Below are 26,927 nucleotides of genomic sequence, written 5' to 3'. Positions count from 1 at the left end.
TAACTTCAGATAAATACTACTTTCCAATAAACGGAGTTAGTTCGGAAATAGTATGTTAAATAAAAAAATTCCTTCAAATATAATAAAATGAAGGAATTTCGTGCAAAAAAAGTTATGAAGAAAATAATCACACAGTCATAGAGAATAACTGTGTTTGGGGTGCGTTGCGTTTCAGACGTAAATCGAACGCCATGCATATATTTCGGACAAAAGGTTTGCCTTTTTCGGTAACGGTGATTGCATTGTTCTGAATAACCAGTAAACCGTCGTTTTCCATTTCGCTAAGCTGCGCAATCACTTCGGGAAGTTCTTTGAAATACAGATGCGATTCATCCCAGGAAGTGGTAAACTGGCACATCAGATTCAGTATGTGTCTGCGGATAATTAAATCTTCATCGGATAATAAATGACCTTTAAATACCGGTATCTCGTTTTTTTCCAGTAGGGCATAATAATCCTCTATCGATTTTTCATTCTGGGCAAAACCATACCAACTGTCACTTATGGAAGAAGCGCCCAATCCAATCATTAATTGTGTTTTGGAAGAAGTGTATCCCATAAAATTACGATGCAGTTTTCCTTCCTGAAAAGAGGTGAACATGTTGTCTTTTTTCAGGGCAAAATGATCCATACCTATTTCATGATACCCTTTTTTAGCCAATAACTGTTTGCCTACTTCGTAAAGTCTTCTTTTTTCATCGTCTTTCGGTACGTCCTCATCCTTAAAACCGCGTTGTCCGTTGCCTTTTATCCAGGGCACGTGTGCGTAGCTATAAAATGCCAGACGATCGGGAGAAAGCGATTTCGTTTTTTCAATAGTGTCCACAACATTTTCCAGGCTCTGAAATGGTAATCCGAAAATCAAATCGTGGGAAACGGAGGTGTATCCGATTTCTCTCGCCCAAAACGTCACTTTGGCAACATTGTGGAACGGCTGAATCCGGTGAATGGCCTTTTGTACCGTTTCACTATAATCCTGAACCCCGAAACTCACGCGACGGAATCCCAAATCGTAAAGTTGTTTCAAGTGTTCCCTTGAAGTATTGTTCGGATGGCCTTCAAAGCTGAATTCGTGTTCAACAGCTCTTTCAGCTCTTTTGAATATTCCGTTTATCAGCGTTTCCAGATTTTCAGGTGAGAAAAAAGTAGGTGTTCCTCCGCCCAAATGAATTTCCTTAATGATGGGTTTTTCCGGAAAAACATCACAATACAGATTCCACTCCTTCAGAACCGCTTCGATATAAGGATTCTCAACTTCGTGACGCTTGGTAATTCGTTTGTGACAACCGCAAAACGTACATAGGCTTTCACAAAACGGCAGGTGAATGTAAAGACTTATCCCTTCTGTGGAATTACTTTCCGTGAAGGATTGTATAAAAGTATTCTTCCATTGTTCTCCCGAAAAATTTTCCTCTTCCCAATAGGGAACGGTGGGATAGCTCGTATACCTCGGACCCGGGACATTATATTTTTGCACTAATGAAGCTGACATACCTAAATTATTTTACTAAACCAAAATTAATCAGGAACGGGCTATGAATAAATGATAATTGTCATATTTTTAGGGTATAAGAAAAATTGTTTGGCCTTATTTTTTTCATTTTTTATTCCTAATATTGGTGTCCGTAAGCGAAAGGCAAAAAAACGCTTGGTTTTAGTATGAAAAAATTTAAAAACAGCTTTTTTTATATCGGAATTGTTGGTGTCACAACCGCAATTATGTATTGGACCATCCAAAACGGAAAAGTTCTGGAAGCCGGTCGAAAAGTTATCGTTCCCAATAACGGAAAAAGCCAGTGGGAAGAGTTCATAATTTCGCTTACGCACAATCTTACGCATCCCTTGGCCATTTTATTAGCTCAAATTGTTACGATAGTTTTCGTGGCAAGATTATTTGGAGCTATTTTTAAGAAAATCGGCCAACCATCCGTAATCGGGGAAATTCTTGCCGGAATTGCGTTGGGGCCTTCCTTGTTGGGGAACTATTTTCCTGAATTTTCTAATGCTTTATTTCCGGTGGCATCACTTGGAAACTTGCAGTTTTTAAGCCAGATCGGTTTGATCCTTTTTATGTTTGTGGTAGGAATGGAGCTAGATTTAAAGGTACTTCAGAATAAAGCAAAAGAAGCTGTGGTTATCAGCCACGCCAGTATTGTGATTCCGTTTACTTTGGGGCTTGTCCTTGCTTATTTTATATTCCAGCAATTTGCTCCGGACGGGGTCGAATTCATTTCTTTCGCCCTCTTTACGGGGATTGCCATGAGTATTACGGCCTTCCCGGTTTTGGCCCGAATAGTGCAGGAGAGGGGTTTGCACAAAACCCGACTTGGCGCCATGGTGATTACCTGTGCCGCCGCCGATGATATCACCGCTTGGTGTATTTTGGCTGCTGTTATTGCAATTGTTAAAGCAGGATCATTTTTAAGTTCGCTTTACATTATGGCGCTTGCTATAATATATGTTTTACTGATGCTTAAAGTGGTAAAACCGTTCTTAAAACGAATTGGCGAATTGTATGATAATACCGAAACGATTACAAAACCGGTAGTGGCGATATTTTTCCTTACGTTACTGATTTCTTCTTATGCTACGGAGATTATTGGTATTCACGCGTTGTTTGGAGCGTTTATGGCGGGTGTAATCATGCCGGAAAGTATGCGTTTCCGTAATGTCTTTATCGAAAAAGTCGAAGACGTTTCGCAGGTGATGCTTTTGCCGCTGTTCTTTGTGTTTACTGGACTTCGTACGCAAATCGGCTTGTTGGATGACGCCTATTTATGGGAGGTTTGCGGATACATTGTTTTAGTAGCCGTTGTCGGAAAATTTGTGGGAAGTGCTCTTACGGCAAGGTTTGTGGGTCAGAGCTGGAAAGACAGTTTAACGATTGGAGCCTTGATGAATACCCGCGGTCTGATGGAACTTGTGGTTTTAAATATCGGATATGATTTGGGCGTTTTAAAACCGGAAATCTTTGCGATGATGGTGATTATGGCTTTGGCAACCACTTTTATGACGGGTCCGGCCTTGGATTTAATCGAATATGTATTCAAATCTAAAACCGAAATTGTTCCGAAAGAAATTATTCAGAATACCAAATTCAAGATATTATTTTCATTTCAAAATGCAGAAGAGGGTAGGTCTTTGCTGCGATTGGCTAATAATTTTGTTAAGAAAACACACAATAACTCTGTAGTTACCGCTTTACATATTCTGCCGATTAATGAGTTGAACCCGTATGACATTGATGGATATGAAGAGGAAAGTTTCAAACCGGTTTTGCAGACTTCAGAAGAGTTACACCAAAAGGTAGCTACCTTATTTAAAAGTTCGATAGACACCGAAGGCGATCTTATTGAGGTATCTAATCACGGTGATTTTGATTTGGTCCTGATGGGGTTAAGTCAGTCCATTTTTGACGGAACCCTTTTGGGGAAAGTCCTTGGATTTACTACCAGAATCATCAATCCGGAAAGCTTGCTTAACAAATTCACCGGTAAAGAAAAATTATTCGAAAATTCACCTTTTGACGAACGTACGGGCCACATTTTATCAAAAACGGACGTGCCTGTCGGAATATTGGTGGATAAGAATTTTACCGATGCCAAACGTGTTTTCGTGTTGCTTCTGGAAGAATCGGATTTGTTTCTGATGGATTACGCCAAACAACTGATTCATAATGTAAATTCTAATGTAACGATTTTGGATAAGGCCGGAAATTTTAAAGATAACGCCGAACTCGCCAATTGTATCCATAAAATCGAGCAAAAACATCCTAAAAACATCAAACTTGCCACAGAAAGAAAGATCGAAAAGGCATTGTTGGACGAACAGGACTTAATGATTATAAGCGTTGAAAGCTGGAAAAAATTGTTGGATTCTCAAAGTTCCTGGTTGAATAAAACGCCTTCTTTACTGATAATTAAGAAGTAGTAAAATATTTCGGCGTCTTGAAGTGTTTGCTTAGGAAGACAAAATTTTAGTGATTAGAAGTAAAGATAATAAAGACGGAAGGTAGATTCATGCCCTGAAACGGTCTTCCGAGTGCTTGAAACAAGCTTCCGGGTCCTTGAAACGAGCTTCCGAGTGCTTCGAATTGCCTTCCGAGTGCTTGAAATGAGCTTCCGAGTGCTTGAAATGAGCTTCCGAGTGCTTGAAATGATCTTCCGGGTGCTTCGAATAGCCTTTCGGGTGATTCAAATAGTCTTGCAGATCCTAGATTTACGCTCCATCCTCTTGGTTCTTGCTTCTTGACGCTATATAATCCAAATACAGACTATGCTGACATTCAATAAAAACTACTTCGGCCTGACCATTTTGATTTTTTTCATTGAAGTTTTAATCGCGCTTTTTGTCCATGACAGTTTTGTAAGACCCTATCTAGGTGATGTTTTGGTTGTTATTCTGATCTATTGTTTTTTAAAATCGTTTCTCAATTTGCCGGTTTTAACTGCCGCGGTATCTGTATTGGTTTTCGCTTTCACTATAGAGTTTCTTCAATTCTTAAATATTGTGGAAAAGCTAAGTCTTGAAAAATCTAAATTAGCCCGAACAGTTATCGGAACTTCATTCTCCTGGATCGATTTGCTGACCTATATTGCAGGGATTGCTATCGTGATTGCTGTCGAAAAGTATTGGCTCAAAAAAGAAATAAAGGCGGTTTGATTAAGCAGTTTTGAGCAAAAAAGACTGTAGTCTTCCTGATAGATTTTGTGTTGATTGATAGTCTTTTAGATGCGATTCAATTAAGAATATTTCGTTAATTAGTTTTTTGTTACGTATATATTTTTTATTTTTACACGTAAATTAATTGTTATGAATACGAAACTAACATTGAATATCGATCAAAATGTAATTGAAGAAGCAAAATCCTATGCTAAAAGCAATAGTGTAAGTCTTTCAAAACTTATTGAAAATTATCTTTTGTCTTTAACTAAAAAAAATACGGAGCAAACTAAAGTGAGTCCACTTGTGGAAAGTCTTACCGGCGTTATTTCTCTTGAAAGTAAAGATTATAAAAAAGAATATTCTGAATACTTATCAAAAAAATATTCTTAATGGACAAAATATTAGTCGATACAAATATCGTTTTAGACTTACTTTCCAAACGGGAAGAATTTTACAAAGAAGCACAAGAGTTATTTACTTTGTCGGATCACAATAAAATTAAACTTTACATTTCATCTTTAACGCTTGCCAATACTCATTATTTATTAACGAGAAACCATAAGTTAGATGAAGCAAGAAAGATTTTAATCAAATTTAAAGTTTTGGTTGAAGTTTTACCTATGGATGACAAAATTCTAGAATTAGCGTTGGTTTCAGATTTTAAAGATTTTGAGGATGCTATTCAATATCATACAGCATTGGAAAATGAGTTGGATTTAATTATAACACGAAATAAAAAAGATTTCAAAAGTTCGATTCTTCCGGTTCTGACAGCAAAAGAGTATTTAAAAAAGTAAGCCAGCGGTTTAGTCGGTTTCTTTTAGAGAATTCCGATAATTATCCAACGGAACCTTTTTTATATTTGGCATAATAATAAAAAAAAACCACTGATTTATGTGTGTAAATCAGTGGTTTTTGTATGTAATAGTATCTGAATTAGTACAAACTCGGATATTTCACCGGATTCACTTCATGCATCATCGCGTAAACTTTCTCGAAAATATCTTCCACGGAAGGTTTGGAGAAGTAATCACCGTCTGTTCCGTAAGCCGGACGGTGTGCTTTAGAAGCTAACGTTTCCGGATTGCTGTCCAAATGCTTGTATCCTTTTTGTTCGTCGATGATCTGTTGTAAAATGAAAGCCGAAGCCCCACCCGGCACATCTTCATCAATTACTAATAAACGATTGGTTTTGGCAACTGATTTTACAATATCATGATTGATATCAAACGGAAGTAATGATTGGATATCAATGATTTCCGCATCGATACCAACCTCTAGTAATTCTTTTGCAGCTTGTTCTACCAAACGAAGCGTTGAACCGTAAGAAACTAACGTAATATCATTTCCTTGCTTAATCGTTTCCACAACTCCGATAGGTGTTTTGAATTCGCCTAAGTTTGTTGGCATTTTTTCTTTTAAACGGTAACCGTTCAGACATTCCACCAATAGAGCCGGTTCGTCAGTTTCCAATAACGTATTGTAAAAACCTGCCGCTTTGGTCATGTTTCTAGGAACCAAAACGTGAATACCGCGAACCGCGTTGATAATCATTCCCATTGGCGAACCCGAATGCCAGATTCCTTCCAAACGGTGACCACGTGTTCTTATGATTAGCGGTGCTTTTTGGCGACCTGATGTTCTGTATTGTAACGTAGCTAAATCGTCACTCATAATCTGGATCGCATACAAAAGGTAATCCAAATACTGAATTTCAGCAATAGGACGTAAACCTCGCATCGCCATACCGATTCCCTGACCCAAAATGGTCGCTTCACGGATACCGGCATCGGCCACACGGAACTCTCCGTATTTTTCCTGCATGCCTTCCAAACCTTGATTTACGTCACCAATGTTTCCGGAATCTTCTCCGAAAATTAAGGTTTCAGGATGTTTATCGAAAATAACATCAAAGTTATTACGCAATACCAAACGTGCATCCACTTCTTCTGAAGTTTCGTCGTATGTTGGTAAAACCTCTTTAGTTGAAAATACGTTTTTATCCGATTGTGAAAATAAGTGTGAACTGAATTTCGGTTGGATTTTTTCAGTGTATGCAGTAATCCACGCTGAAAGTTGCGCTCTTCCGTTTTCTTTTACGATTAAACGTAAAACTTTACGGGCTGTTGTAATGATATCTTTTCGGATTGGCTCTTTTATTGAAGCCAGATCGTTAGTGTATTTTTCGATGAAGACTTTGTTTTCGCTTGCCGCAGCAATGGAATTCAGTAAAGCCACTAATTCCTGTTGTTCCGCTTTGGTTGGTTCAACAAACGCTGCCCAAGCTGCTTTTTTGCCTTCTAAAACGTCTTTTTTAGCTTGTGTGTCAATGGCTTCCAATTCTTCGGCTGTAGCCAAATTGTTGCTGATTAACCAATTGCGCATCTGTGCCAGACAGTCGTATTCAGCTTCCCAAGCCAAACGATCTGCATTTTTGTAGCGTTCGTGAGAGCCCGAAGTGGAGTGGCCTTGTGGTTGTGTTAATTCATATACGTGAATTAAAACCGGTACATGCTCTTCTCGGGCAATTTGTGATGCTTTCTGATACGTCTCTACTAAAGCAGGATAATCCCAACCTTTAACGGTCATGATTTCGTACCCTTTCGCGTTTTCATCACGTTGGAAACCTTTTAAGATTTCCGAAATATTTTCTTTTGTTGTCTGGTATCTGGCGTGAACCGAGATTCCGTATTCGTCATCCCAAACGCTCATTACCATCGGCACCTGAAGTACACCGGCTGCGTTTATGGTTTCGAAAAATAAACCTTCTGAAGTAGAAGCATTTCCGATGGTCCCCCAAGCTACTTCATTTCCTTTTTCGGAGAAATTAGTCTGATTGATACCGCCAACGTTTCTGTATATTTTAGATGCCTGAGCCAATCCTAATAAACGAGGCATTTGACCTGCGGTAGGAGAGATGTCGGCACTTGAATTTTTCTGTTGCGTTAAGTTTTTCCAGTTTCCGTTTTCGTCAAGCGAATGGGTTGCAAAGTGACCACCCATTTGACGTCCTGCACTCATCGGATCATGAGCCAAATCGGTATGACCGTATAAACCTGCGAAAAACTGTTGGATTGTCATTTGACCAATAGCCATCATAAAGGTTTGGTCACGATAGTATCCGGAACGGAAGTCACCATTTCGGAATGCTTTCGCCAAAGCCAATTGCGGTACTTCTTTTCCGTCACCGAAAATTCCGAATTTTGCTTTACCGGTTAAGACCTCACGTCTTCCTAATAAGCTGCACTCTCGGCTTATGGTTGCAACTTTATAATCGTTAAGCACTTCTGTTTTGAAATCTTCAAATGACAATGCTTCTTTAGTGGCAGTTTGGTTCATATAGCTCATTATATGTTAAGTGACAAATTTAATTATTTCTGCAATATAAAACAATGGAATGGTAAAATAATAATTTCACTTTTGCTAATAATATTGTTGAATACTGTGTTTTTTGTAAATTATTCGCATTCAAATGTCGTTTTTAATGATGTTTTTTTAATAAATAACAATAAAAATAACGACTGTTTTTCTGATTTACAGCATTATAACCACTTTCTTGTAAATAAGGATATCAGTGTTTTCGGACTCAGTGTAATTACAAAACGTATCTTTTCGGCATACTTGGGTTGTGCAATTTCCCATCCGTTATTGGAACTGACCGGAAAATACAATTCGAAATAATCCGGAACAAAGTTTAATCGTATACCATTGTCGTACACAAACTTAGTGTTGATTCCTTCGTTTTTCACCAAACCCACATCACCATAAACTTCAATCCAGTTCCAGATATTGAAACTGGCATTTATGGTTGTTATCCACTGGTTGGCCAAACGCGTGTCCAGTTTGGATTTGAATCCTCCTTCGGCCATAATGTATTGCTGACTGAAGATACCGGTGGTTTCAGACCGGCCAAGTAAGGGGTAATCGTACAAATAATCAGTTGGGAAGTCTAAACCGAAGCTGAAAAACTCCGATTTGGTATCACGATACATAAACGCACCTCCAAAAAAGCGAAGATTAATTTGTCTGTTATTGTCAAAAAGTTTACGGTATTGGACTTCGCCGGCAAGTTTTCCGAAGTTTTTATCGATCTGAACATCCGTCATAAAATTGTACACTTTGGTAATTTCCGAGGCGCCTTTGGAATAGCGTAAATTAAAAACTGAATAATTTTCGTCTTTACTGGTTACAATTTCAGAGTGTTCCCTTTCAACAAAAACGTGGCGCAGGGTAACATTTTCTCTCTCATTTGATCTGTAGTCTAAATCACGAAAACGGAATGAAATGGAAGGAGTGACTTTGGTGTAGGCGGCATCGGGTGCATAGTGGTAGGTAGAACCTCCAAGGCTGTATCGGATGTTGTATAGTCGGTCTTCGCGAACGTTTTGATTGACTGTAAAATAAGCGCCTCCAATAAGTGAATTTGTTTTAGTAGAATAAATTGGGGTAACATCAAAAATGAATGGTTTGTCCAATAAGGCTTTGTTGTGAAAGCTTAATCCTGGAGAAATTCCGTCATAATAATTATACGAGAATTCCGGAACGTAAAAAATTTGATTTACAGAGGGGTCTTCGAGGTCTTTTATAAATGTGAATTTTACAGGACGGTTGTTTCCCAGAAAACCATTTATTCTTTTCCAGTTGTTTCGGGCGTTGTATTCCGGAATTTTATTTTCGTAATTCAGCACAAGTTTGTCAATATCCTTGGCTGGAAAAGTAACGATACTGTCGCTGACGATGTTTTCAACCCATGTTTTAAAAACAACGGTATCATCTTTAATTCCGTAAACCGATACCGGAACATTAGTTTCGGTTCTGTTTTTAATTACGGCTTCAATGGTACTGTTGTTCTTTTTTGTCTTTCCGAACTTGTAATCGATTAAATCTCTTGAATGCACCATGGTTTTGAAAAACCAGTCTGTTTTTTTATCGGTTTTTTGATCTAAAAGGGTTTTGAAATCGGTCTCTTCGGTTTGTTTTGTCTGATTCAATTTTACGAAATCGGCAATGGTTTCAGTTACTGCATCATCTCCCAAATAGTCATTCAGATAATTCAAACTCATCCCGGCTTTGTATCTTCCGGATATCTGTTCGTTGAATTTGATAAATGAATTCTTAGAATCTCCGATGGGTTGATCAAGGTTTTTTCTCGCCATTAAAAGATGGAGATAGCTGTATTGGCTGTTAAAATCGGATGTGAAAAGATTGAAGCCTTTCAGAAGTTTGAATTCGGATAATCTGCCCATCATTTTCATGTCCGGATGATTTTCTTCAATGTATTTCATCATGATATAGCTCTGAATTCCGTCAATTATCCAGGTTTCCTTTCTGGGATTGATATGCAACGCGGCTTTGAGATAGCTGTTTACATAGGTTTTCAGAAATTTTAATTCATACAGAAATTCGTCGGGAAACGGACTCAGAAAGGAGGGAAGTTGGTTCAGTCCATAAAAAGGATTTCGTTCGTAATCCACCTGGGAAACCAGTATTTTTTCTTGAGGTAATTTGCCCAATTTTTCAGAAACAAAAGTTACGATCCTGTCAATTACAATTGCTTTCTGAAAGTTGTTCAGTCTTTTGTCTTTCAGGTTGGTGACAATTTCCTGATCTTTATTTTTATAATTAGTAAACGAGGGTTCGCTTTCCAGTACAAGGTTGAAATCAGTTATGTTTTTTCCTGTCAGCTGATATGTTACCTCATTTTCTTCTTCAGATAGTTTGGTACTCTCTAAATCAGTGAACAGTTTAATATCGGAAGGGACATTTATTTTGATATCATAATCGGAAAGTGCGTTGGCAATATCATCCAGATTTTCGTTACTGTTTTTTACAAAGACAGCGTTATCAATTCGGGCAGGTGTTAAAAACCAGTTTTTCAGGTACATACTCCCGGTGTTGTTATCGTATCCAAATCGGGTAAAGCGTTGATTGGGTATTTTAACGGTGTATTTTATTTTTAGTTTAAATTCCTGGTTAGGAAGGATGGGAGCGGGCAGATGGATATTCAGTAAATCGATTTGTTTTTCCGGTCTTGAAAATTCCAGAGCAATATCGTTTTGATCGGTAACTGAAATGATGGTTGTTTTACCTCGTTCCGAATCGTCAGCCAAATGAAAACTCCTTATGAATTCATCTGAAAACCGTTTTCCTAATGGAGTGTTTTTGTCGGAATAGGCATTGTTCCAGTCGTTCAGCACATATTCTTTTATAGTGTCGTTAGTAGCGTTAACATAGATTATCTCCTGATTAACGGTAAGGGTTTGGTTGGAGGGATTTACATCAACGACAATTTTATTACTGTTTTGTGCAAACACGAAGCTTACATTTAAAAGGAAAAACAGGGTAAGGAAAAATTTAAATATGACTTTCAAAAGGTCCGGGAATTAAGCGCCTATAATTATTAATTCGTAAATTTAGGAAAAACATCGGATTGCCCTAATTTTATGATAAAAAAATAAAAAACAATTACTTTTCTTACAAATGATTATTTGATGTAAACTTTTCAATTTCAACATGTTATTAATCGGCAATTCCTTAATTTTATCCCCCCAAAAAAATACGGAAATGATAAAAAAAATACTGTTGTTGTTTGTTGTTCTTGTTTCTGATGTGAGTTTCGGACAAATTGTTATCAATGAACTTGATTGCGACACACCTTCTACCGATGTATTGGAATTTATCGAATTAAAATCGGCCACACCAAATTTTTCTTTAGATGGATATGTTATTGTGTTCTTTAACGCCGGCAGTACAAGTCCTTATGCGGGTTCGTTAAGTTATTATGCTGTTGATCTGGACGGTTTGGTAACTGACGGAAACGGAAATGTTTTATTAGGAAATTTGCAGGTTTCTCCGTCACCGTCTTCTATCATTCCTCAGGCGATGATTCAAAACGGACCGGATGCTGTTGCTATTTACTTGGGCAATGCAGATGATTTTCCCTTGAACACACCCGCGACGGCTACGAATCTTGTTGACGCTTTAGTTTACAGTACCAATACATCAACTGCAGCCAATCTGATGGGTATTCTGGGAGAAACAGTAAGCTATAATGAAAATGTAAATGGGTTAAAAGATTCTCAATCTATCCAGAGAAAAACCGATGGTACTTACGAAGTAAAACCGCCAACACCAAGAGCGAATAACGACGGTTCCGGAATTATTTATAACGGAATTACCACGACGTATGCTCCAATAGCTCCTTTGACAGAAGGGCAAAGCATGACAGTTTCGTTCACGACGGATGCTAATGTTTCATCCGATTTGAATTTTTCATTTACGTTATCAAACGGCTCATTTACTGCTTCAGATTATACGGGAACTACTTCGGTTACAATTCCGACGGGAACAAATACGGTTTCGACTGTAATTCAGCTTCTGAATGACGGTGTTAATGACGGCGATGAAAACCTTCGGATTACAATAGGTTCAGTCCCTGCCGGATACATCGTGTTAAGAAATAATATATCGGTTAGGGTTACTGATGCCAATTATCTGACTTCGTCTTGGGGTACACCCCTAAATCCTACTTATGGGCAGATTGCCAGTACTGTTCCTGTGGGTTATTACACTTCACTTGAAGGGTTGTCGGGTGTTGCTTTAAAACAGGCGCTTCAGAATATCATTGCTAATCCAGCTGTAGTGCGTGCTCATAACTATGGTGATATATGGGAGATTTTGAAAACAGCCGATCAGAACCCGTTAAACAACAATCAGGTTTGGCTGATGTATACGGAGCGTGCACAGACTAAAATTGATTACCAGTCGGGAAACAGCATTGTGGGATTCTGGAACAGGGAACATATTTACTGTCAGTCCCGAGGTGGTTTTTCCGATGGGACGTCTTCTTTTGCGGATGGTATCAATGTTTGGTTGCCGACAGGTCCCAATGATATTTTGGCCGGTCATGCTGATGCGCATCATATTCGTGCTGAAGACGGTCAGGAAAACAGTTCCAGAAACGAAAGAAATTATGGGGTGGATTATAGTGGTCCGGCGGGAAATTCAGGGAGTTGGCACGGCGATGTTGCGAGAGCTGTTTTTTACATGTGTGTACGATATAGCGGTTTGAATGTGGTAAATGGAAATCCGGCGCAAAATCCGGACGGTTTTATAGGTAATCTGACTACGTTGTTGACCTGGAACCATTCCGATCCTTCTGATGATTTTGAAATGAACCGCAATAATTATATTTACACCTGGCAGATGAACCGAAATCCGTTTATTGATTATCCGAATCTGGCGGATTATATATGGGGAACCCATGCAGGTGAGCCTTGGTATTCCACTTTAAGTACCAACGAAGCAGCTGATTTGAAATTTCTGATGTACCCTAATCCGGCAAACGATAATCTTACTATTTCGGGTATTAGGGGAGGAGCAGTTGTTGAAATTTATTCCTGTACAGGACAGAAGGTGTTAAATGAATATTTTTCAGATAGCATCAAATTGCAATTGGATCTGTCTTCCGGGGTGTATTTTGTAAAAGTAACTTCCGATGGTAAATCGACTACACAGAAATTGATACTGCGATAATGGAATAAATGAAATAATATTTAATAAAAAAAGCAAGCTGATGTAGCTTGCTTTTTTTGCGGAGAAAGAGGGATTCGAACCCCCGGACCTGTTACAGTCAACAGTTTTCAAGACTGCCGCAATCGACCACTCTGCCATTTCTCCAGTATGTAAATCTCTTTCAGGTTTGCGAGTGCATAAACTTTGAAAATTTAATCTACAATGCACTTTTGTAAATTAACTTTAAAAATAAAAACTTAGTTTTTATTTTGCGGAGAAAGAGGGATTCGAACCCCCGGACCTGTTACAGTCAACAGTTTTCAAGACTGCCGCAATCGACCACTCTGCCATTTCTCCAATAAACCGCAATCGTAATCCGATTGCGAGTGCAAATCTAAGAACCTTTTTTGTTTCTGCAAGCCTTTTTCAAATAAAAAATAAAATAATTAAGCCTCTGTTTTTTAACTATTTCATTTCGTTTGGTTTACAAAATAAAAAAAATGTTTTTTTAAAAACCAACGTATTCCGTTATCTCAAGTCCGTATCCAATCATTCCGACACGTTTTGTTTGTGCCGAATTGGATAATAATCTGATTTTTGAAATGTCCAGATCGTGTAAAATCTGTGCGCCGATACCAAAATCTTTAATGTCAATCTTAATTTGAGGTGCTTTGTGTACGCCTTTTTCCTGTAATCCTTTCAATTCTGATAAACGACTTAATAAATCAGAAGCCTGACTTTGGTGGTTTATGAACAAAATGGCGCCTTTTCCTTCCTCGTTGATACGTTTGAACATATCATCCAGTTTTTTATCGGCATCATCGTTTGTAAGCGTCCCTAAAATGTCGTTATTAATATGAGTTGAATTGATTCGGGTTAAAATAGGTTCCCCGGTACTCCAGCTTCCTTTGGTTAATGCGATATGAACCTGTTTATTGGTAATCTGCAGATAGGCACGGAGGCGGAATTCTCCGAAACGGGTCTGAATCTCAAAATCCTCCTTCTTATGAATCAGACTGTCGTGCTGCATTCTGTAAGCAACCAAGTCCTCAATAGAAACCAGTTTCAGGTCTAATTTTTTGGCTACTTCCACCAATTGCGGTAAACGTGCCATAGTACCGTCATCATTCATAATTTCGCAAATAACACCGGCAGGGCGGAACCCGGCCAATCGAGCAAAATCAATGGCGGCTTCGGTGTGACCTGTTCGTCTTAAAACGCCACCTTCTTTTGCTATCAACGGAAAAATATGTCCGGGACGACCTAATTCAAAAGGTTTTGTATTCGGATCTACCAATGCTTCAACGGTTTTGGATCTGTCTGCCGCGGAAATACCGGTTGTTACTCCATTTCCTCTTAAATCAACCGAAACGGTAAAAGCGGTTTGCATCGGATCGGTGTTATTACCAACCATAGCGTGAAGGTCGAGTTCTTTACAGCGTTTTTCGGTTAAAGGCGTACAGATAAGCCCTTTTCCGTAGGTAGCCATAAAGTTGATCATTTCAGGCGTAACTTTATCAGCAGCGGCTAAAAAATCACCTTCATTTTCGCGGTCCTCATCATCCACAACAATAATTACTTTTCCTTGACGGATGTCTTCTATCGCTTCTTCAATGGTGTTGAGTTGTATTTTTTCTGTAGTCAGCATTTTAGTTGTCGTTATCGTTGTCTTTTATAGTATCTCTGTCTTCCTCGAGATCAATTTTTTCAGTATTGCTCAGCGCTTTGTTTATTAATTTCTGGAAAGGTTCTACTATCCAGTCAAAATTCACCATTACACCAATGTCGTTTGTAGCCCTGTAGGTGAGCGATATCGCTAACGGTGCTAAAACCATTGAGGATAACCAAGAACCTAAAAAGGGCGGAATACCGTTTTCCTGAGCCACTTTTCTTCCGAAGGTGTTGATGAAATGGAAGATGATGAATATTAATACGGCAAAAACGATAGGTAATCCCAATCCTCCTTTTCTGATGATTGCTCCCAGCGGTGCTCCGATGAAAAACATCAGCAGACAGGAGAAAGCAACCACGAATTTCTCGTGTAATGCAAGCCAGTGTTTGTTTATGTTCTTTTTCTTTTCATACAAATCGTTTTTATTGTTCTGAATTGAAAAATCGGTGCTCGAAAGGCTGTTTAGCGCGGACTCAAAAATTTTACTTTTATCTTCTGCTGAAAATGAGGCCAGAATATCATCTGTATTCTTAAATTTTGCGGAAGACGTAATGGGTTTTGGTTTTAATGTGAATTCAATTCCCTGTGAAATGTTTTCCGTAAAAGAAACAACGTCTTTTTTGTAGCTTTTCTGAAGGGAATCAATGGTGAAATTCAATTCACTCACATTAAGCATGGTATTGGTGTTTACGATTTCACCGGCCGTCTCGCTTTTGTTCAGGTTGGTAAGATCGATGTTTATTCTGTATTTTTTGAAATTTGCTTTTGCAAAAGGAACCTTATTCTGTTCTTCAAATTTTTTAGGATAAATGTCTTCGTAATAATAACCGTCGATTAGGTCCAGTTTAAGGATGTTTGAACCTTCTTCGCTTTTAAGAACGCCGCTTTTGGCTTTTATGACGGTTTTATTGCCAAATCCCTGATTTGATTTTACGTGCATTGTAACACCTTCAAGGAATTCTCCGTTTTCACCTGTTTTCTTATCGACCTTGATGTTTGAATTTCCGATGGTATTAAACTGACCTTCAGCAATAGCCATAGCGGGCTTTGTTTGAAGGATGTCTTTTCTGAGGTTTATGAATTTGTATTCGGCTTTTGGAATTACGGTATTTGCGAAAAAGAAAGCGGCAAAACTTAATAAAAAGATGAAGATAGTCAATCCTTTCATAGCTCTCCCAAGGGAAATTCCGGCCGATTTCATGGCAGCAAACTCATAGTTTTCGGCAAAACTTCCGAAAGTCATGATGGAAGCCAGCAATATGGAAAGCGGTAAAACTAAAGGAACAATTTTTGGAGAATAAAAAACAAGGAATTTTACAACTACCATGTAATCCAGGTTTTTACCTGCAAGCTCAGAAATGAAAAGCCAGATTCCCTGTAAAATGAATATAAAAAAAAGGATTACAAATACCGAAGTAAATGTAATCAGGAAGGATTTAAGAATGTAACGATCTAAAATTTTCACCCGAAATCTAGTCTAAATTATTGATGTAGTAATTAGGATATTTACTCTGGGTAAAGGTAAAATGATTTTTCGAAATAGGTTGATTTGTTTTAAAAGAATTAACAACGATAGTGGTTTTAGAGCCGTTTTTGTTCATTTCAATCAGATTGTAGATGTTTTTTGTCTGTGCATCTATTCCTAACAAAATTTCTTTTCGGTTATCTTTTGTGTTTGTAGGGATCAATTTTACATATTGAATTTGTCTTCCTTTGATGTTTTGCAGGATATCCCACGAATATTTGAACCCCGAATTAAAAAAGGTCAGCATTTTTGCAGGTGTCAAGGCATTGGCATCATTATCATCATGTTTAGAAATGGTGATTTCCTGATCTTCGGGCACGATGGTATAATTTTTCTTACCGTCAAAAATTTTGGTTACTCCCATGAAATTCAGTACATACTGGTTTCCTTTCAGGGTAACATTGCCTTTGCTGTCCTGATCGATGTTTTGTTTTAAATTCTGCACCGAGTAACTGAAGTTGATAACGATATTGTCATAGCTTTTTACTTTGGCCGTAACATCATCCAATAACTCTTTTGCTTTTTGTGAATTCTGAGCACTTCCCGGAAGGTACAGAAATAAGGCAAACAGAAGAGCGATCAGGTTTTTACCTGGAAATGGGAAACTATTGTTGTGTGTAATCGATTTCATCTTACATGTTGTTTTGTTCGTTAGCGAAAAAATGCTCCAAAGCAACCAGGTCAGGAATATTAACGCTTCTTGCTTTACTGCCTTCGAATGGGCCAACAATACCTGCGGCTTCCAACTGATCGATTAATCGACCTGCCCGGTTGTAACCCAATTTCAGTTTACGTTGCAATAACGAAGCGGAACCTTGCTGTGCCGTAACAATAATTTCGGCAGCATCCCTGAACATGGAATCTCTTTCGGAGATATCTATATCAAGACTTATGCCACTTTCTTCGCCAACGTACTCTGGTAGGAAGTAAGCGTTAGGGTATGCTTTTTGCGAACCGATATAATCCGTAATTTTTTCCACTTCAGGTGTATCCACGAACGCACATTGTACACGAACGATATCGTTACCTTGTGTATATAGTAAATCTCCACGTCCAATTAACTGATCGGCGCCACCAGTATCCAAAATGGTTCTGGAATCGATTTTCGAAGTTACACGGAAGGCAATTCGGGCAGGGAAGTTGGCTTTAATCATCCCCGTAATAACGTTAACGGAAGGTCTTTGTGTCGCAATGATAAGGTGAATTCCGATAGCACGGGCTAATTGAGCCAGACGGGCAATAGGGGTTTCTACTTCTTTACCGGCAGTCATGATTAAATCGGCGAACTCGTCAACAACCAGTACGATATAAGGCAAAAATCGATGTCCGTTTTCCGGATTCAGTTTTCGTTGTTTGAACTTTTCGTTATATTCTTTGATGTTACGAACCATCGCATCTTTCAATAAAGAATAACGATTATCCATTTCAATACAAAGTGAATTTAATGTGTTGATTACCTTGGTGTTATCTGTGATGATAGCATCACCGTCATCCGGAAGTTTTGCCAGATAATGTCTTTCTATTTTGTTGAAAAGGGTCAGTTCTACTTTTTTCGGATCCACCAAAACGAATTTCACTTCGGCAGGGTGTTTTTTGTATAATAACGAGGTCAGAACCGCATTCAATCCCACCGATTTTCCTTGTCCGGTAGCACCTGCCATCAGTAAGTGTGGCATTTTAGCTAAATCGACAACAAAAGTTTCGTTTGAGATTGTTTTACCCAATGCAATCGGCAATTCCATCTCGGCAGTCTGGAATTTCGGAGAAGCGATTACGCTCTTCATCGAAACCATGGTAGGATTGTTGTTCGGAACCTCAATACCGATAGTTCCTTTCCCCGGAATAGGAGCGATGATACGAATACCCAAAGCAGCTAAGGAAAGCGCAATATCGTCTTCCAGATTTTTGATTTTTGAAATACGGATACCGGCTTCCGGAACGATTTCATATAAGGTAACTGTCGGACCAACCGTCGCTTTAATTTGGGAAATTCCGATGTTGTAGTTTTTCAGCGTATCTACAATCCGGTTTTTATTTTCTTCTAATTCCGCCTGATTGATAGTGATACCGCCCGACGAATATTCTTTTAAAAGTTCAATCGACGGAAACTGATAATTCGACAATTCCAAAGTAGGGTCAAATTCACCGAAATCCTGAACCAGTCGTGCCGCTAAATTTTCTTCAACCGTAGCTTCTTCCTCGATTTTTTCGATGGTAAAGCTATCGTCATTGGTTTGGATAATTTCTGATTTCGGAGCTTCCGGTACAATTGGAGTTACAGGCTCAATAATATGAGGAACGGCAACGGGAGGAACGGGTTTCAGATGGATTTCCGACGGATGTTCGATGGTTGGTTTCAGTGCTTCCTTGTTTATTTCGAAAACAGAAGGAGCGGTTTTTAATTCGATGTTGGACAGAATTTCATCGTCTTCCGCATCGTTAAAATCCAGACTCGGATTCGTATTGACGATTTCCTCATCAACAATAGTATCGTTAACTGCCGTCGGTGCCATTGCTGTTGGGATGTTTGAACTGTTTTGAATGATTTCATTCCCTTCGTTCAATTCCTCTTCGAAAGATTTACTTCTGCTTTCAAAGAAATTTTTAATGCCTTCTGTGGAAACTTTTATTTTTAATATCAGATAAACTATAATTCCGAAAAATAATACTAAAAAGGTTCCGGTTTTACCGATGTAATCCTGGGTAAACAGGTTCATTTCATAACCGATAACGCCGCCCAATTGCGGAATATAATCCCAGAAAAAACCAAAAATTACGGATATGATTACCATGGCAAACATGTCCCAGAAAATTGAGTTTTTCAGTTTTGTCAACGAAATGTCCACCAAAAGATAGGCTCCGGCTAAAAAGAACAATCGAACAAGTAAAAAAGAAGCCGCTCCGAATCCTCTGTATAAAAAGAAATCAGACAGATAGGCCCCAAATTTCCCCAACCAGTTATAGGTTTTCTCACTTCTGTCGGCAAACGAACCCAATGCGCTTTGATCGTAATCCCCGTAGATATAATAGGAAACAAAGGAAAGTAGTAATGCCACCGAAAATAAAACGAGCAAAGCCCCGATAAGGACTTTGTTTCGGCGATTTAGCACCCAAGCTTTTTTTGGAGTTTCGTCGTTAGTTTTTGCTTCAGCAGTTTCTTTTTTTGATGTCTTCGCCATTTAGAATACTAAAATTTGATAAATAAACAGGTAATCGTTTCTAAATTAGATTATCCTGGGTAAATATATAATTAATCCGATTGCGATTGCAGACATGGCTGCGAAAAAAACCGCACCGGCAGCAATATCTTTGATGAAACCGATGCGTTCGTGGTAATCGGGATGAATAAAATCGGCAATTTTTTCAACAGCGGTATTCAAACCTTCTATGCTCAGTACCAATCCGAAAATCAGAATCTGAAACATCCATTCGGTTTGGGAAATATTGAAATAAAATCCGGCTGCAATCATTAGTACGGCAATCGAAGACTGTACCATGACACTATGCTCGGTTGTAATTAATTTTATGGCACCCTTTACGGCGAAACCAACACTTTTCAGCCTTCCGGTAAAGAAGGTGTTGTCTTTTTTTAATTCCATTAAAGTGCCGCTATAGCTTTTTCGTAATTAGGTTCGTCAACGATATCCTCTACTTGCTCGGTATGTTTTACCATGCCGTTTTCATCCAAAACAATCACAGCACGCGAATGCAATCCTGCTAACGGGCCGTCAGTAATGGTTAAACCGTAAGTGTTTCCGAAAGATCCGTCTTTAAAATCGGATAAGTTAACCACATTTTCCAAACCTTCCGCACCACAAAAACGAGTTTGTGCAAACGGTAAATCACGGGAAATGCACAATACTTTCGTGTTTGTTAAGTTACTTGCCGTTTCATTGAATTTACGAACCGAAGTGGCACAAGTGCTTGTGTCGATACTAGGAAAAATATTTAAAACCAGTTTGCTTCCTTTGAAATCGCTTAAAGAAACTGTTGATAAATCGGTTTTTACTAAAGTGAAATCAGATGCCTGAGAACCTACCTGAGGTAATGTACCTGTAGTGTTTACAGGGTTTCCTTTTAATTTTATTAGTGCCATTTTTGTTGCTTTTTTAAGATTTTCAAAAGTAATGAATTTATTTGAGAATTGATTTTTTACCGAATTGCTTTTTTATTTAATTTGTTTATCGTAATATTGCAATATAAAAATAAACAAAATGGGCGCATCAAAATCAGAATTCTTTTCGGAACAACAAAACGAACTAGCTTCCTTATTCAAAGCGATTTCGCATCCGGCAAGAGTGGCTATAATCGAGTATCTGCTAAAGGTGGATTCCTGTATTTGCGGTGATATCGTAAATGAATTGCCCTTGGCACAACCAACTGTTTCCCAGCACTTGAAAGAACTGAAAAATGTTGGAATCATCAAAGGAAATATCGAGGGTACGGCAATCTGTTATTGTTTAAACCCGGATACCATGAAAAAACTGGAAAGCTATTTTTCAGGCATATCAAGCGAATTAAAATCAAAATGTTGTTAATTAAAATATCAGTATTATGAAATTATCAGAAATTAAAGAAGTATTGAAAACAGTGGAAACCGTGAATTTTCAATTGCCAAACGGAACTTTTGTACCGGAACACTTTCATGTTACCGAAGTAGGTATGATTACCAAAAACTTCATCGATTGCGGCGGAACGGTTCGAAATGAAAAAGTCGTGAATTTTCAACTTTGGGAAGCGAATGATTATGATCATCGTTTGCACCCGGAAAAATTGGTAGGCATTATTAAACTTTCAGAAGAAAAGTTGCAAATCCCCGATTTAGAAATTGAAGTTGAATATCAAATGAAAGAAACTATTGGTAAGTTTAGTTTAGATTTTGACGGAACAAATTTTCAATTGAAATCGAAATTAACCGATTGTTTAGCGAAAGATAATTGTGGTATTCCAGCAGAAAAACTGAAAGTTTCCTTAAAAGATTTACAGGAACAAACGTCATGTTGCACACCAAATTCAGGATGTTGCTAAAAGTGGATTTTATGAGCATATTGTTTACCGATTTAGAAAATCAGATCATAGGTTTTTCAGAAAATACGATTTCATCCGAAAGGAAAGAAATGCTTCAGCCGCTGATTGATTATATTCAGTCAAAAATTGATGTAAATCAGGATGTTAAGCTGAATTTCATCTGTACACACAATTCCAGAAGAAGTCATTTGTCGCAAATTTGGGCACAAACGATGGCTTTTTATTTCGGAATTAAAAATGTACAGTGTTTTTCGGGCGGAACCGAAGCTACAGCTATGTTTCCGAAAGTAGCCGAAACATTGACGAACCAAGGATTTTCAGTTGCTGAGTTGAGCGCTGATGCCAATCCGGTTTACAGTATTAAGTTTTCGGATAACGAGCATCCTGTGATTGGGTTTTCAAAGGTTTTTGATGCCGAATTCAATCCGAAATCGGGTTTTGCCGCAATCATGACCTGTTCTCAGGCAGATGAAGGCTGTCCGTTTATTGCAGGTGCCGAAAAGCGTTTCCCGATTCGTTACGACGATCCGAAAGTATACGACAACACCGATTTACAAACCGAAAAATATTCAGAACGAAGCATTGAAATCGCTACCGAAATGAAATACGTGTTTTCACAAATAAAAAAATAATATGTCAGCTAATAATTGTACCCCGGCTCTGGAACGAAAAAGATTAAGTTTTCTTGATAACTATTTGACTTTATGGATATTTTTGGCCATGCTTCTCGGAGTCACAATCGGTTATTTCATACCGTCAAGCAGTGGTTTCATTAATTCGTTTTCAAACGGAACTACCAACATCCCACTGGCCATTGGTTTAATCCTGATGATGTATCCACCCTTAGCGAAAGTTAACTATTCTAAAATGGGGGAGGTTTTCAAAAACTTCAAAGTACTGGGGGCTTCGCTGTTTCTTAATTGGATTGTTGGTCCCATACTTATGTTTTTCCTGGCTGTCTTGTTTTTGAACGGATATCCTGAATACATGATAGGTGTTATTCTTATCGGATTGGCAAGATGTATTGCCATGGTGGTGGTCTGGAACGATTTAGCCGAAGGGAACAGAGAATATGGTGCCGGTCTGATTGCTCTAAACAGTATTTTTCAGGTGTTTCTTTACAGTGTTTATGCTTATTTGTTCATAACGGTATTGCCACCGGTTTTCGGATTCAGCGGATTTGAAGTTAATATCAGCATTGGACAGATTGCTGAAAGTGTTGGAATTTATCTCGGAATACCATTTGCTTTAGGTGTCATCAGTCGCTATGCATTAATTCATTTTAAAGGAGAAGAGTGGTTTCAAACGAAATATGTCCCTGTCATTTCACCAATAACTTTAATCGCTTTATTGTTCACAATTGTTCTGATGTTCAGTCTGAAAGGTGAATTAATCGTTCAGATTCCGATGGATGTCGTTAGGATAGCAATTCCTCTAATGATTTATTTTGCTGTTATGTTTGTTATCAGCTTCTTTATCGGAAAGTATTTTGGTGCCGATTATTCGAAATCCACTGCAATAGCTTTTACGGCAACCGGTAATAATTTTGAATTAGCAATCGCTGTAGCAATCGGGGTTTTCGGGATTAACAGCGGACAGGCATTTGCCGGCGTAATCGGTCCGTTAGTGGAAGTTCCCGCTTTAATTGCTTTGGTAAATCTTGCTTTTTGGTTCAGAAAAAAATATTTCAAATAAAAAGTACATCTCGTCTGAATATAAAATTAAGACAGACCATTTAAAACACAGATTTCACAAATTTTCACAGATTAATCCGTGGAAATCTATGAAATCTGTGTTTGATTATTTATACGGTAATCCGTGAGTAATCAGGTTGAAATCGCTATTCATATAATAAAAAAAAGCCTTTCTTTTTAACAGAAAAGCTTTGGTAATACTGGGAAAAACAGGTTATTTGTCAATAGAACCAAGAACGCGTTGCATAAAGGCATTCAGCGCTTCTTTTTTATCGGTTCCGTTTTTGACCATTTTGTTTACTTCAAGTGCGCCATACATGTTGGAAATCAATTCACCGATTACATCCAGCTCCTCATCTTTTAACGACGGAACTTCGGTTAATGCTTCCAGTACTTCGATGGTTTCTACGATATAATCCTGATCGTTTTCTTCAATAAACTGCGTCAGATGTTTTATTACGGGTAGTTTCATTTTTTAGATCATTTAGATTGTTAGATAGTTAGACTTCTTCGAATTTTAGACTTTCTTAGACTTCTTAGACTTTCTTAGACTTCTTGGATTTTTAGACTTCTTGGATTTTTTGAACTATTCTATAGTTGTTAGAATTCAGGGTAGTTGTAAAATCAAAGCCGTCAAATCATCAAAATTCTAACTTTCTAATATTTAAATAATCTAGAAAGTCTAAAGATCTAACTATCTAACCAGTCTAATAATCTATCCATCTAAACAGTCTAAGAAGTCTAAAAATCTAAGCAGTCTAAGTAGTCTGACTAAACTATTTCGTTAACCAATTCCGTTAAAACTTCCGCTTTATTGGTTTGGGTTTCGTTAACCAGTTTTCCGTTTACGAAAGTGGCAAACGTTGGTAAATTGGAAACATTCGCCAGTTTTCTTGATTCCGGAGAGTTTTCAGCATCCACTAAAACAAACGCAAGGTTTTCATTTTCAGTAGCCAGTTTTTTGAACTTCGGTTTCATGATTCGGCAGTTCCCGCACCATGAAGCAGAAAATTGTACCACTACTTTTTCGTTGGAATCAACTATATTCTGAAGGGTGTCTTCGTTTAATTCTATTAACATAGCTTGTTTAATTTAGTGATTAAAAAGAAATTCCAAACTTCAGGCTCATTTTTGCAAACGAAATCCTGTTGTTTGGAATTTATATTTGTTTACAAATTAGTTTTTGCTCAGGTAAGCAGCAGTGCTTAAACGGTCAGCTGTCATAGCTTCTTTTCCGTTTTCCCAGTTTGCAGGACAAACTTCACCTTTAGTCTGAACGTGAGTATAAGCATCGATTAAACGTAAATACTCAGCAACATTTCTTCCTAACGGCATATCGTTTACACTTTCGTGGAAAATTTTTCCAGTTTCGTCAATCAGGTAAGTTGCTCTGTAAGTCACGTTTGAACCAGCGATTAAATAATCTCCTGTTTCTTCGTTGAACTCTTCTTCAGCATCTAAAATTCCTAAAGCAGTTGATAAGTTTCTTGTAGTGTCAGCCAATAAAGGGTAAGTAACACCTTCGATACCACCATTGTCTTTTGCAGTGTTTAACCAAGCAAAGTGTACTTCGTTAGTATCACAAGAAGCACCGATTACGATAGTGTTTTTTGCGTTGAATTCCGGTAAAGCAGCCTGGAAAGCGTGTAATTCTGTCGGACAAACGAAAGTAAAGTCTTTCGGGTACCAGAATAATAATACTTTTTTGTTGTTTTTTACAGCTTCTTCAAGAACGTTGATTCTTAAGTTATCACCCATTTCTGAAATGGCATCTACGGTAATGTTTGGGAATTTTTTTCCTACTAATGACATAATGTATCGGTTTTTAAAATTATTGTTTTTTGAACAGCACAAAAATAGCGATTACTGAATTGCTTTAGCATTACCTTTTATTATAATTTCTTATTTAATGATAGTAAATAGTTATGGCAACGTTATTTTTAAATTTTTGGACCCAAAATGTTATTTATTCATTTGGTTTTATATATTTGTTTCCCTCAAAAAAAGCAGGGATAATCTGCGATTTTACAGGTTATTTAACAATAGACTAACCAATTACAGTAAGAATACTTATGTCTTTTACCGATTTATTCAGAAGAAAATCTACCACAACAATAGTAAAACAAGGCAGTGATGTTGATCATGCCAGCTTACATAAAGTATTAACGGTTCGCGATTTAACCTTTTTCGGGATTGCTGCGATTATAGGGGGAGGAACGTTCTCTGCCATCGGAAACGCTTGTTTTTCAGGAGGTCCCGGCGTAACGCTTTTGTATATCATTTGTGCTATTGCGTGCGGATTTACAGCCATGTGTTATGCCGAATTCGCTTCACGTGTGCCTGTTTCCGGTAGTGCTTATACCTATGCCTATGTTTCTTTCGGGGAATTGTTCGCCTGGATCATCGGATGGGCTTTGATTATGGAGTATTCCATCGGAAATATTTATATCGCTTTCTCATGGAGTGGCTATTTCACTAATTTATTAGAAAGTTTCCACATTCATTTACCGGAATGGCTGACGATCAATTACCAATCGGCACATTCTGCTTTCCTTGAAAATAAAGCGGGTGAAGGTTTTAACGCCTGGCAAAACGCACCCATGTTGGGAAGTCTGAAAGTAATTTTCGATTTACCGGCTGTGGTGATTAACCTATTGATCACGTACCTGGTTTACAAAGGAACTAAAGAATCGAAAAACTTCAGTAATATAATGGTAATCATTAAGTTGGTGATTATTGCTCTGGTTATTGCAGTTGGTGCTTTTTATGTGGATATCGATAACTGGACACCGTTTATGCCGAATGGTTTCGGAGGTGTAATGGCCGGTGTATCAGCGGTTTTCTTTGCTTATATTGGTTTTGATGCGGTTTCCACTTTGGCAGAAGAAAGTAAAAACCCGCAACGCGATTTACCGAAAGGAATGATTTATTCTTTGGTAATCTGTACGGTGATTTACATCATTTTGGCTTTGATTTTAACCGGAATGGTTAAATACGATTTGTTAGGCGTAACCGATCCTTTAGCGGAAATCTTCGCTTTAAAAGGAGTGAAGTGGATGTTATTCATCGTGTCGATTGCAGCTGTAGTGGCGATGACCAGTGTAATGTTGGTGTTCCAGATGGGACAACCGCGTATCTGGATGACAATGAGCCGTGACGGATTAATGCCGAAGAAATTCGCAGAAATCCACCCGAAACACAAAACACCAGGTTTTGCAACCATAGTAACAGGATGTGTGGTAGGTTTGCCGATTTTCTTTACGGATGAAAACTTCGTGTTGGACTTTACGAGTATCGGAACGTTGTTCGCCTTCGTATTGGTGTGTGGCGGTGTATTGATGTTATCACCGCAAAGTGAAGCGGAAATTGCCGAGAGACAAACCAAAAGTAAATTCAGAATTCCGTATATCAATTCCAAATTCATTTTCCCTGCCATTGTGGTGGGAACCATCTTTATCGTAAGCTATGCTTTCCCAACGTTCTTTGCTGATACGTTTGATTTCTCCGGAGATAAATTCGCAACGAATATTTCCATGGTGGTTTTCTTTGTGTTATGTGGTGTAATGGCGGTATTAGCGTTCCTTAAAAACCTTTCGTTAATTCCGTTATTAGGATTGATTTCCTGCTGTTACCTGTTAACCGGAATGGCAGTGTCCAACTGGAAATGGTTTGGCGTTTGGTTACTGATCGGATTAGTGTTTTATTTCTGCTACGGTTATAAAAACAGTAAACTGAATTTCAATAGAATTAAACCTGCAATAGAAGATTAAATAACGAATCCCGAGTTAATGCTCGGGATTTTTTTTTATCATGAACGCTCAGCGGCTTA

The 26,927-nt window shown here is 38.1% G+C and carries 22 protein-coding genes and 2 tRNA genes; 10 read left to right on the top strand and 14 right to left on the bottom strand.

What is annotated here, in order from left to right:
* Positions 1-127 precede the first annotated feature (127 nt).
* A complete protein-coding gene (gene hemN / locus FLJC2902T_RS07950; protein ID WP_023579286.1) occupies positions 128-1,492 on the bottom strand; it encodes an oxygen-independent coproporphyrinogen III oxidase in 1,365 nt (454 codons plus the stop codon).
* 167 nt (positions 1,493-1,659) lie between these two features.
* Here hemN and FLJC2902T_RS07945 point away from each other — a divergent pair, with 167 nt between their 5' ends.
* The 4 genes from FLJC2902T_RS07945 to FLJC2902T_RS07930 all read left to right on the top strand — a co-directional run bounded on the left by FLJC2902T_RS07945 (position 1,660) and on the right by FLJC2902T_RS07930 (position 5,462).
* The gene (locus tag FLJC2902T_RS07945) at positions 1,660-3,930 is read left to right on the top strand and encodes a cation:proton antiporter (RefSeq protein ID WP_023579285.1); all 2,271 of its coding nucleotides are present in this window, start codon (positions 1,660-1,662) and stop codon (positions 3,928-3,930) included.
* Positions 3,931-4,275: 345 nt separating this feature from the next.
* The gene (locus FLJC2902T_RS07940; RefSeq protein ID WP_023579284.1) at positions 4,276-4,662 is read left to right on the top strand and encodes a ribosomal maturation YjgA family protein; all 387 of its coding nucleotides are present in this window, start codon (positions 4,276-4,278) and stop codon (positions 4,660-4,662) included.
* Positions 4,663-4,812: 150 nt separating this feature from the next.
* Positions 4,813-5,055 carry a DUF6364 family protein gene (locus FLJC2902T_RS07935; RefSeq protein ID WP_035677834.1) on the top strand — a complete coding sequence of 81 codons (243 nt, stop codon included), beginning with the start codon at positions 4,813-4,815 and terminating at the stop codon, positions 5,053-5,055.
* Positions 5,055-5,462: a type II toxin-antitoxin system VapC family toxin gene (locus FLJC2902T_RS07930; RefSeq protein WP_023579283.1), complete on the top strand. Its 408-nt coding sequence runs from the start codon at positions 5,055-5,057 to the stop codon at positions 5,460-5,462. Before FLJC2902T_RS07935 ends, FLJC2902T_RS07930 begins: the two co-directional genes overlap by 1 nt.
* A gap of 139 nt (positions 5,463-5,601) precedes the next feature.
* On the opposite strand, the gene FLJC2902T_RS07925 is transcribed toward FLJC2902T_RS07930, so the two are convergent.
* On the bottom strand, positions 5,602-8,004 hold the full coding sequence (locus tag FLJC2902T_RS07925) for an alpha-ketoacid dehydrogenase subunit alpha/beta (protein ID WP_035677831.1): 2,403 nt from the start codon (positions 8,002-8,004) through the stop codon (positions 5,602-5,604).
* 203 nt (positions 8,005-8,207) lie between these two features.
* Positions 8,208-10,979 carry a gluzincin family metallopeptidase gene (locus tag FLJC2902T_RS07920; RefSeq protein WP_023579281.1) on the bottom strand — a complete coding sequence of 924 codons (2,772 nt, stop codon included), beginning with the start codon at positions 10,977-10,979 and terminating at the stop codon, positions 8,208-8,210.
* Positions 10,980-11,229: 250 nt separating this feature from the next.
* Between FLJC2902T_RS07920 and FLJC2902T_RS07915 the strand changes: the two genes are divergently transcribed.
* A complete protein-coding gene (locus FLJC2902T_RS07915) occupies positions 11,230-13,200 on the top strand; it encodes an endonuclease (RefSeq protein WP_023579280.1) in 1,971 nt (656 codons plus the stop codon).
* 59 nt (positions 13,201-13,259) lie between these two features.
* On the opposite strand, the gene FLJC2902T_RS07910 is transcribed toward FLJC2902T_RS07915, so the two are convergent.
* From FLJC2902T_RS07910 to tpx, 8 genes are all read right to left on the bottom strand, one after another.
* Positions 13,260-13,344 (bottom strand) — tRNA-Ser (locus FLJC2902T_RS07910).
* Positions 13,345-13,451: 107 nt separating this feature from the next.
* Positions 13,452-13,536, bottom strand: a tRNA-Ser gene (locus FLJC2902T_RS07905).
* Positions 13,537-13,687: 151 nt separating this feature from the next.
* Positions 13,688-14,827 (bottom strand): 3,4-dihydroxy-2-butanone-4-phosphate synthase, encoded by a 1,140-nt coding sequence (gene ribB / locus FLJC2902T_RS07900; RefSeq protein ID WP_023579279.1) that lies wholly within the window; start codon positions 14,825-14,827, stop codon positions 13,688-13,690.
* Position 14,828: 1 nt separating this feature from the next.
* A complete protein-coding gene (locus tag FLJC2902T_RS07895; protein WP_023579278.1) occupies positions 14,829-16,316 on the bottom strand; it encodes an LptF/LptG family permease in 1,488 nt (495 codons plus the stop codon).
* A 7-nt stretch (positions 16,317-16,323) separates the two neighbouring features.
* A complete protein-coding gene (locus FLJC2902T_RS07890) occupies positions 16,324-17,007 on the bottom strand; it encodes a LolA family protein (protein WP_023579277.1) in 684 nt (227 codons plus the stop codon).
* 1 nt (position 17,008) lies between these two features.
* Positions 17,009-19,555: a DNA translocase FtsK gene (locus tag FLJC2902T_RS07885; protein WP_023579276.1), complete on the bottom strand. Its 2,547-nt coding sequence runs from the start codon at positions 19,553-19,555 to the stop codon at positions 17,009-17,011.
* Between the two features lie 45 nt (positions 19,556-19,600).
* Complete coding sequence (locus FLJC2902T_RS07880) at positions 19,601-19,975, bottom strand: diacylglycerol kinase family protein (protein ID WP_035677827.1); 375 nt, start codon at positions 19,973-19,975, stop codon at positions 19,601-19,603.
* The gene (tpx, locus tag FLJC2902T_RS07875) at positions 19,975-20,472 is read right to left on the bottom strand and encodes a thiol peroxidase (protein ID WP_023579274.1); all 498 of its coding nucleotides are present in this window, start codon (positions 20,470-20,472) and stop codon (positions 19,975-19,977) included. The genes FLJC2902T_RS07880 and tpx overlap by 1 nt, the downstream gene beginning before the upstream one ends.
* A gap of 118 nt (positions 20,473-20,590) precedes the next feature.
* Between tpx and FLJC2902T_RS07870 the strand changes: the two genes are divergently transcribed.
* Genes FLJC2902T_RS07870 through arsB form a run of 4 tightly spaced genes read left to right on the top strand, consistent with a single transcriptional unit; the run spans position 20,591 to position 23,099 of the window.
* A complete protein-coding gene (locus FLJC2902T_RS07870; RefSeq protein ID WP_023579273.1) occupies positions 20,591-20,914 on the top strand; it encodes an ArsR/SmtB family transcription factor in 324 nt (107 codons plus the stop codon).
* A gap of 16 nt (positions 20,915-20,930) precedes the next feature.
* On the top strand, positions 20,931-21,404 hold the full coding sequence (locus FLJC2902T_RS07865) for a DUF6428 family protein (RefSeq protein WP_023579272.1): 474 nt from the start codon (positions 20,931-20,933) through the stop codon (positions 21,402-21,404).
* A gap of 11 nt (positions 21,405-21,415) precedes the next feature.
* Entirely contained in the window at positions 21,416-22,036 is a 621-nt protein-coding gene (locus FLJC2902T_RS07860) for an arsenate-mycothiol transferase ArsC (RefSeq protein ID WP_023579271.1), read from the top strand.
* Between the two features lies 1 nt (position 22,037).
* A complete protein-coding gene (gene arsB / locus FLJC2902T_RS07855; RefSeq protein WP_023579270.1) occupies positions 22,038-23,099 on the top strand; it encodes an ACR3 family arsenite efflux transporter in 1,062 nt (353 codons plus the stop codon).
* Positions 23,100-23,312: 213 nt separating this feature from the next.
* On the opposite strand, the gene FLJC2902T_RS07850 is transcribed toward arsB, so the two are convergent.
* The 3 genes from FLJC2902T_RS07850 to FLJC2902T_RS07840 form a co-directional block, all read right to left on the bottom strand.
* Positions 23,313-23,570, bottom strand: a complete 258-nt coding sequence (locus FLJC2902T_RS07850) for a DUF6952 family protein (RefSeq protein ID WP_023579269.1) — start codon at positions 23,568-23,570, stop codon at positions 23,313-23,315.
* A gap of 299 nt (positions 23,571-23,869) precedes the next feature.
* Positions 23,870-24,178 carry a thioredoxin family protein gene (locus FLJC2902T_RS07845; RefSeq protein ID WP_023579268.1) on the bottom strand — a complete coding sequence of 103 codons (309 nt, stop codon included), beginning with the start codon at positions 24,176-24,178 and terminating at the stop codon, positions 23,870-23,872.
* Positions 24,179-24,274: 96 nt separating this feature from the next.
* Positions 24,275-24,910, bottom strand: coding sequence for a peroxiredoxin (locus FLJC2902T_RS07840; RefSeq protein ID WP_023579267.1), 636 nt, complete (start codon positions 24,908-24,910; stop codon positions 24,275-24,277).
* A 260-nt stretch (positions 24,911-25,170) separates the two neighbouring features.
* Here FLJC2902T_RS07840 and FLJC2902T_RS07835 point away from each other — a divergent pair, with 260 nt between their 5' ends.
* On the top strand, positions 25,171-26,868 hold the full coding sequence (locus FLJC2902T_RS07835) for an amino acid permease (RefSeq protein WP_023579265.1): 1,698 nt from the start codon (positions 25,171-25,173) through the stop codon (positions 26,866-26,868).
* Positions 26,869-26,927: the final 59 nt, after the last annotated feature.

Source organism: Flavobacterium limnosediminis JC2902 (assembly GCF_000498535.1).
GTDB lineage: Bacteria > Bacteroidota > Bacteroidia > Flavobacteriales > Flavobacteriaceae > Flavobacterium > Flavobacterium limnosediminis.
This window is presented reverse-complemented; position numbering and strand designations above follow the sequence as displayed.

Coding starts and splice junctions, on each gene's coding strand:
- tpx (WP_023579274.1), bottom strand. CDS start 20,472: ATGGCACTAATAAAATTAAAAGGAAACCCTGTAAACACTACAGGTACA.
- FLJC2902T_RS07845 (WP_023579268.1), bottom strand. CDS start 24,178: ATGTTAATAGAATTAAACGAAGACACCCTTCAGAATATAGTTGATTCC.
- hemN (WP_023579286.1), bottom strand. CDS start 1,492: ATGTCAGCTTCATTAGTGCAAAAATATAATGTCCCGGGTCCGAGGTAT.
- ribB (WP_023579279.1), bottom strand. CDS start 14,827: ATGCTGACTACAGAAAAAATACAACTCAACACCATTGAAGAAGCGATA.
- FLJC2902T_RS07860 (WP_023579271.1), top strand. CDS start 21,416: ATGAGCATATTGTTTACCGATTTAGAAAATCAGATCATAGGTTTTTCA.
- FLJC2902T_RS07915 (WP_023579280.1), top strand. CDS start 11,230: ATGATAAAAAAAATACTGTTGTTGTTTGTTGTTCTTGTTTCTGATGTG.
- FLJC2902T_RS07930 (WP_023579283.1), top strand. CDS start 5,055: ATGGACAAAATATTAGTCGATACAAATATCGTTTTAGACTTACTTTCC.
- FLJC2902T_RS07890 (WP_023579277.1), bottom strand. CDS start 17,007: ATGAAATCGATTACACACAACAATAGTTTCCCATTTCCAGGTAAAAAC.
- FLJC2902T_RS07870 (WP_023579273.1), top strand. CDS start 20,591: ATGGGCGCATCAAAATCAGAATTCTTTTCGGAACAACAAAACGAACTA.
- FLJC2902T_RS07835 (WP_023579265.1), top strand. CDS start 25,171: ATGTCTTTTACCGATTTATTCAGAAGAAAATCTACCACAACAATAGTA.
- FLJC2902T_RS07945 (WP_023579285.1), top strand. CDS start 1,660: ATGAAAAAATTTAAAAACAGCTTTTTTTATATCGGAATTGTTGGTGTC.
- FLJC2902T_RS07935 (WP_035677834.1), top strand. CDS start 4,813: ATGAATACGAAACTAACATTGAATATCGATCAAAATGTAATTGAAGAA.
- FLJC2902T_RS07885 (WP_023579276.1), bottom strand. CDS start 19,555: ATGGCGAAGACATCAAAAAAAGAAACTGCTGAAGCAAAAACTAACGAC.
- FLJC2902T_RS07865 (WP_023579272.1), top strand. CDS start 20,931: ATGAAATTATCAGAAATTAAAGAAGTATTGAAAACAGTGGAAACCGTG.
- FLJC2902T_RS07940 (WP_023579284.1), top strand. CDS start 4,276: ATGCTGACATTCAATAAAAACTACTTCGGCCTGACCATTTTGATTTTT.
- FLJC2902T_RS07850 (WP_023579269.1), bottom strand. CDS start 23,570: ATGAAACTACCCGTAATAAAACATCTGACGCAGTTTATTGAAGAAAAC.
- FLJC2902T_RS07880 (WP_035677827.1), bottom strand. CDS start 19,975: ATGGAATTAAAAAAAGACAACACCTTCTTTACCGGAAGGCTGAAAAGT.
- arsB (WP_023579270.1), top strand. CDS start 22,038: ATGTCAGCTAATAATTGTACCCCGGCTCTGGAACGAAAAAGATTAAGT.
- FLJC2902T_RS07840 (WP_023579267.1), bottom strand. CDS start 24,910: ATGTCATTAGTAGGAAAAAAATTCCCAAACATTACCGTAGATGCCATT.
- FLJC2902T_RS07925 (WP_035677831.1), bottom strand. CDS start 8,004: ATGAACCAAACTGCCACTAAAGAAGCATTGTCATTTGAAGATTTCAAA.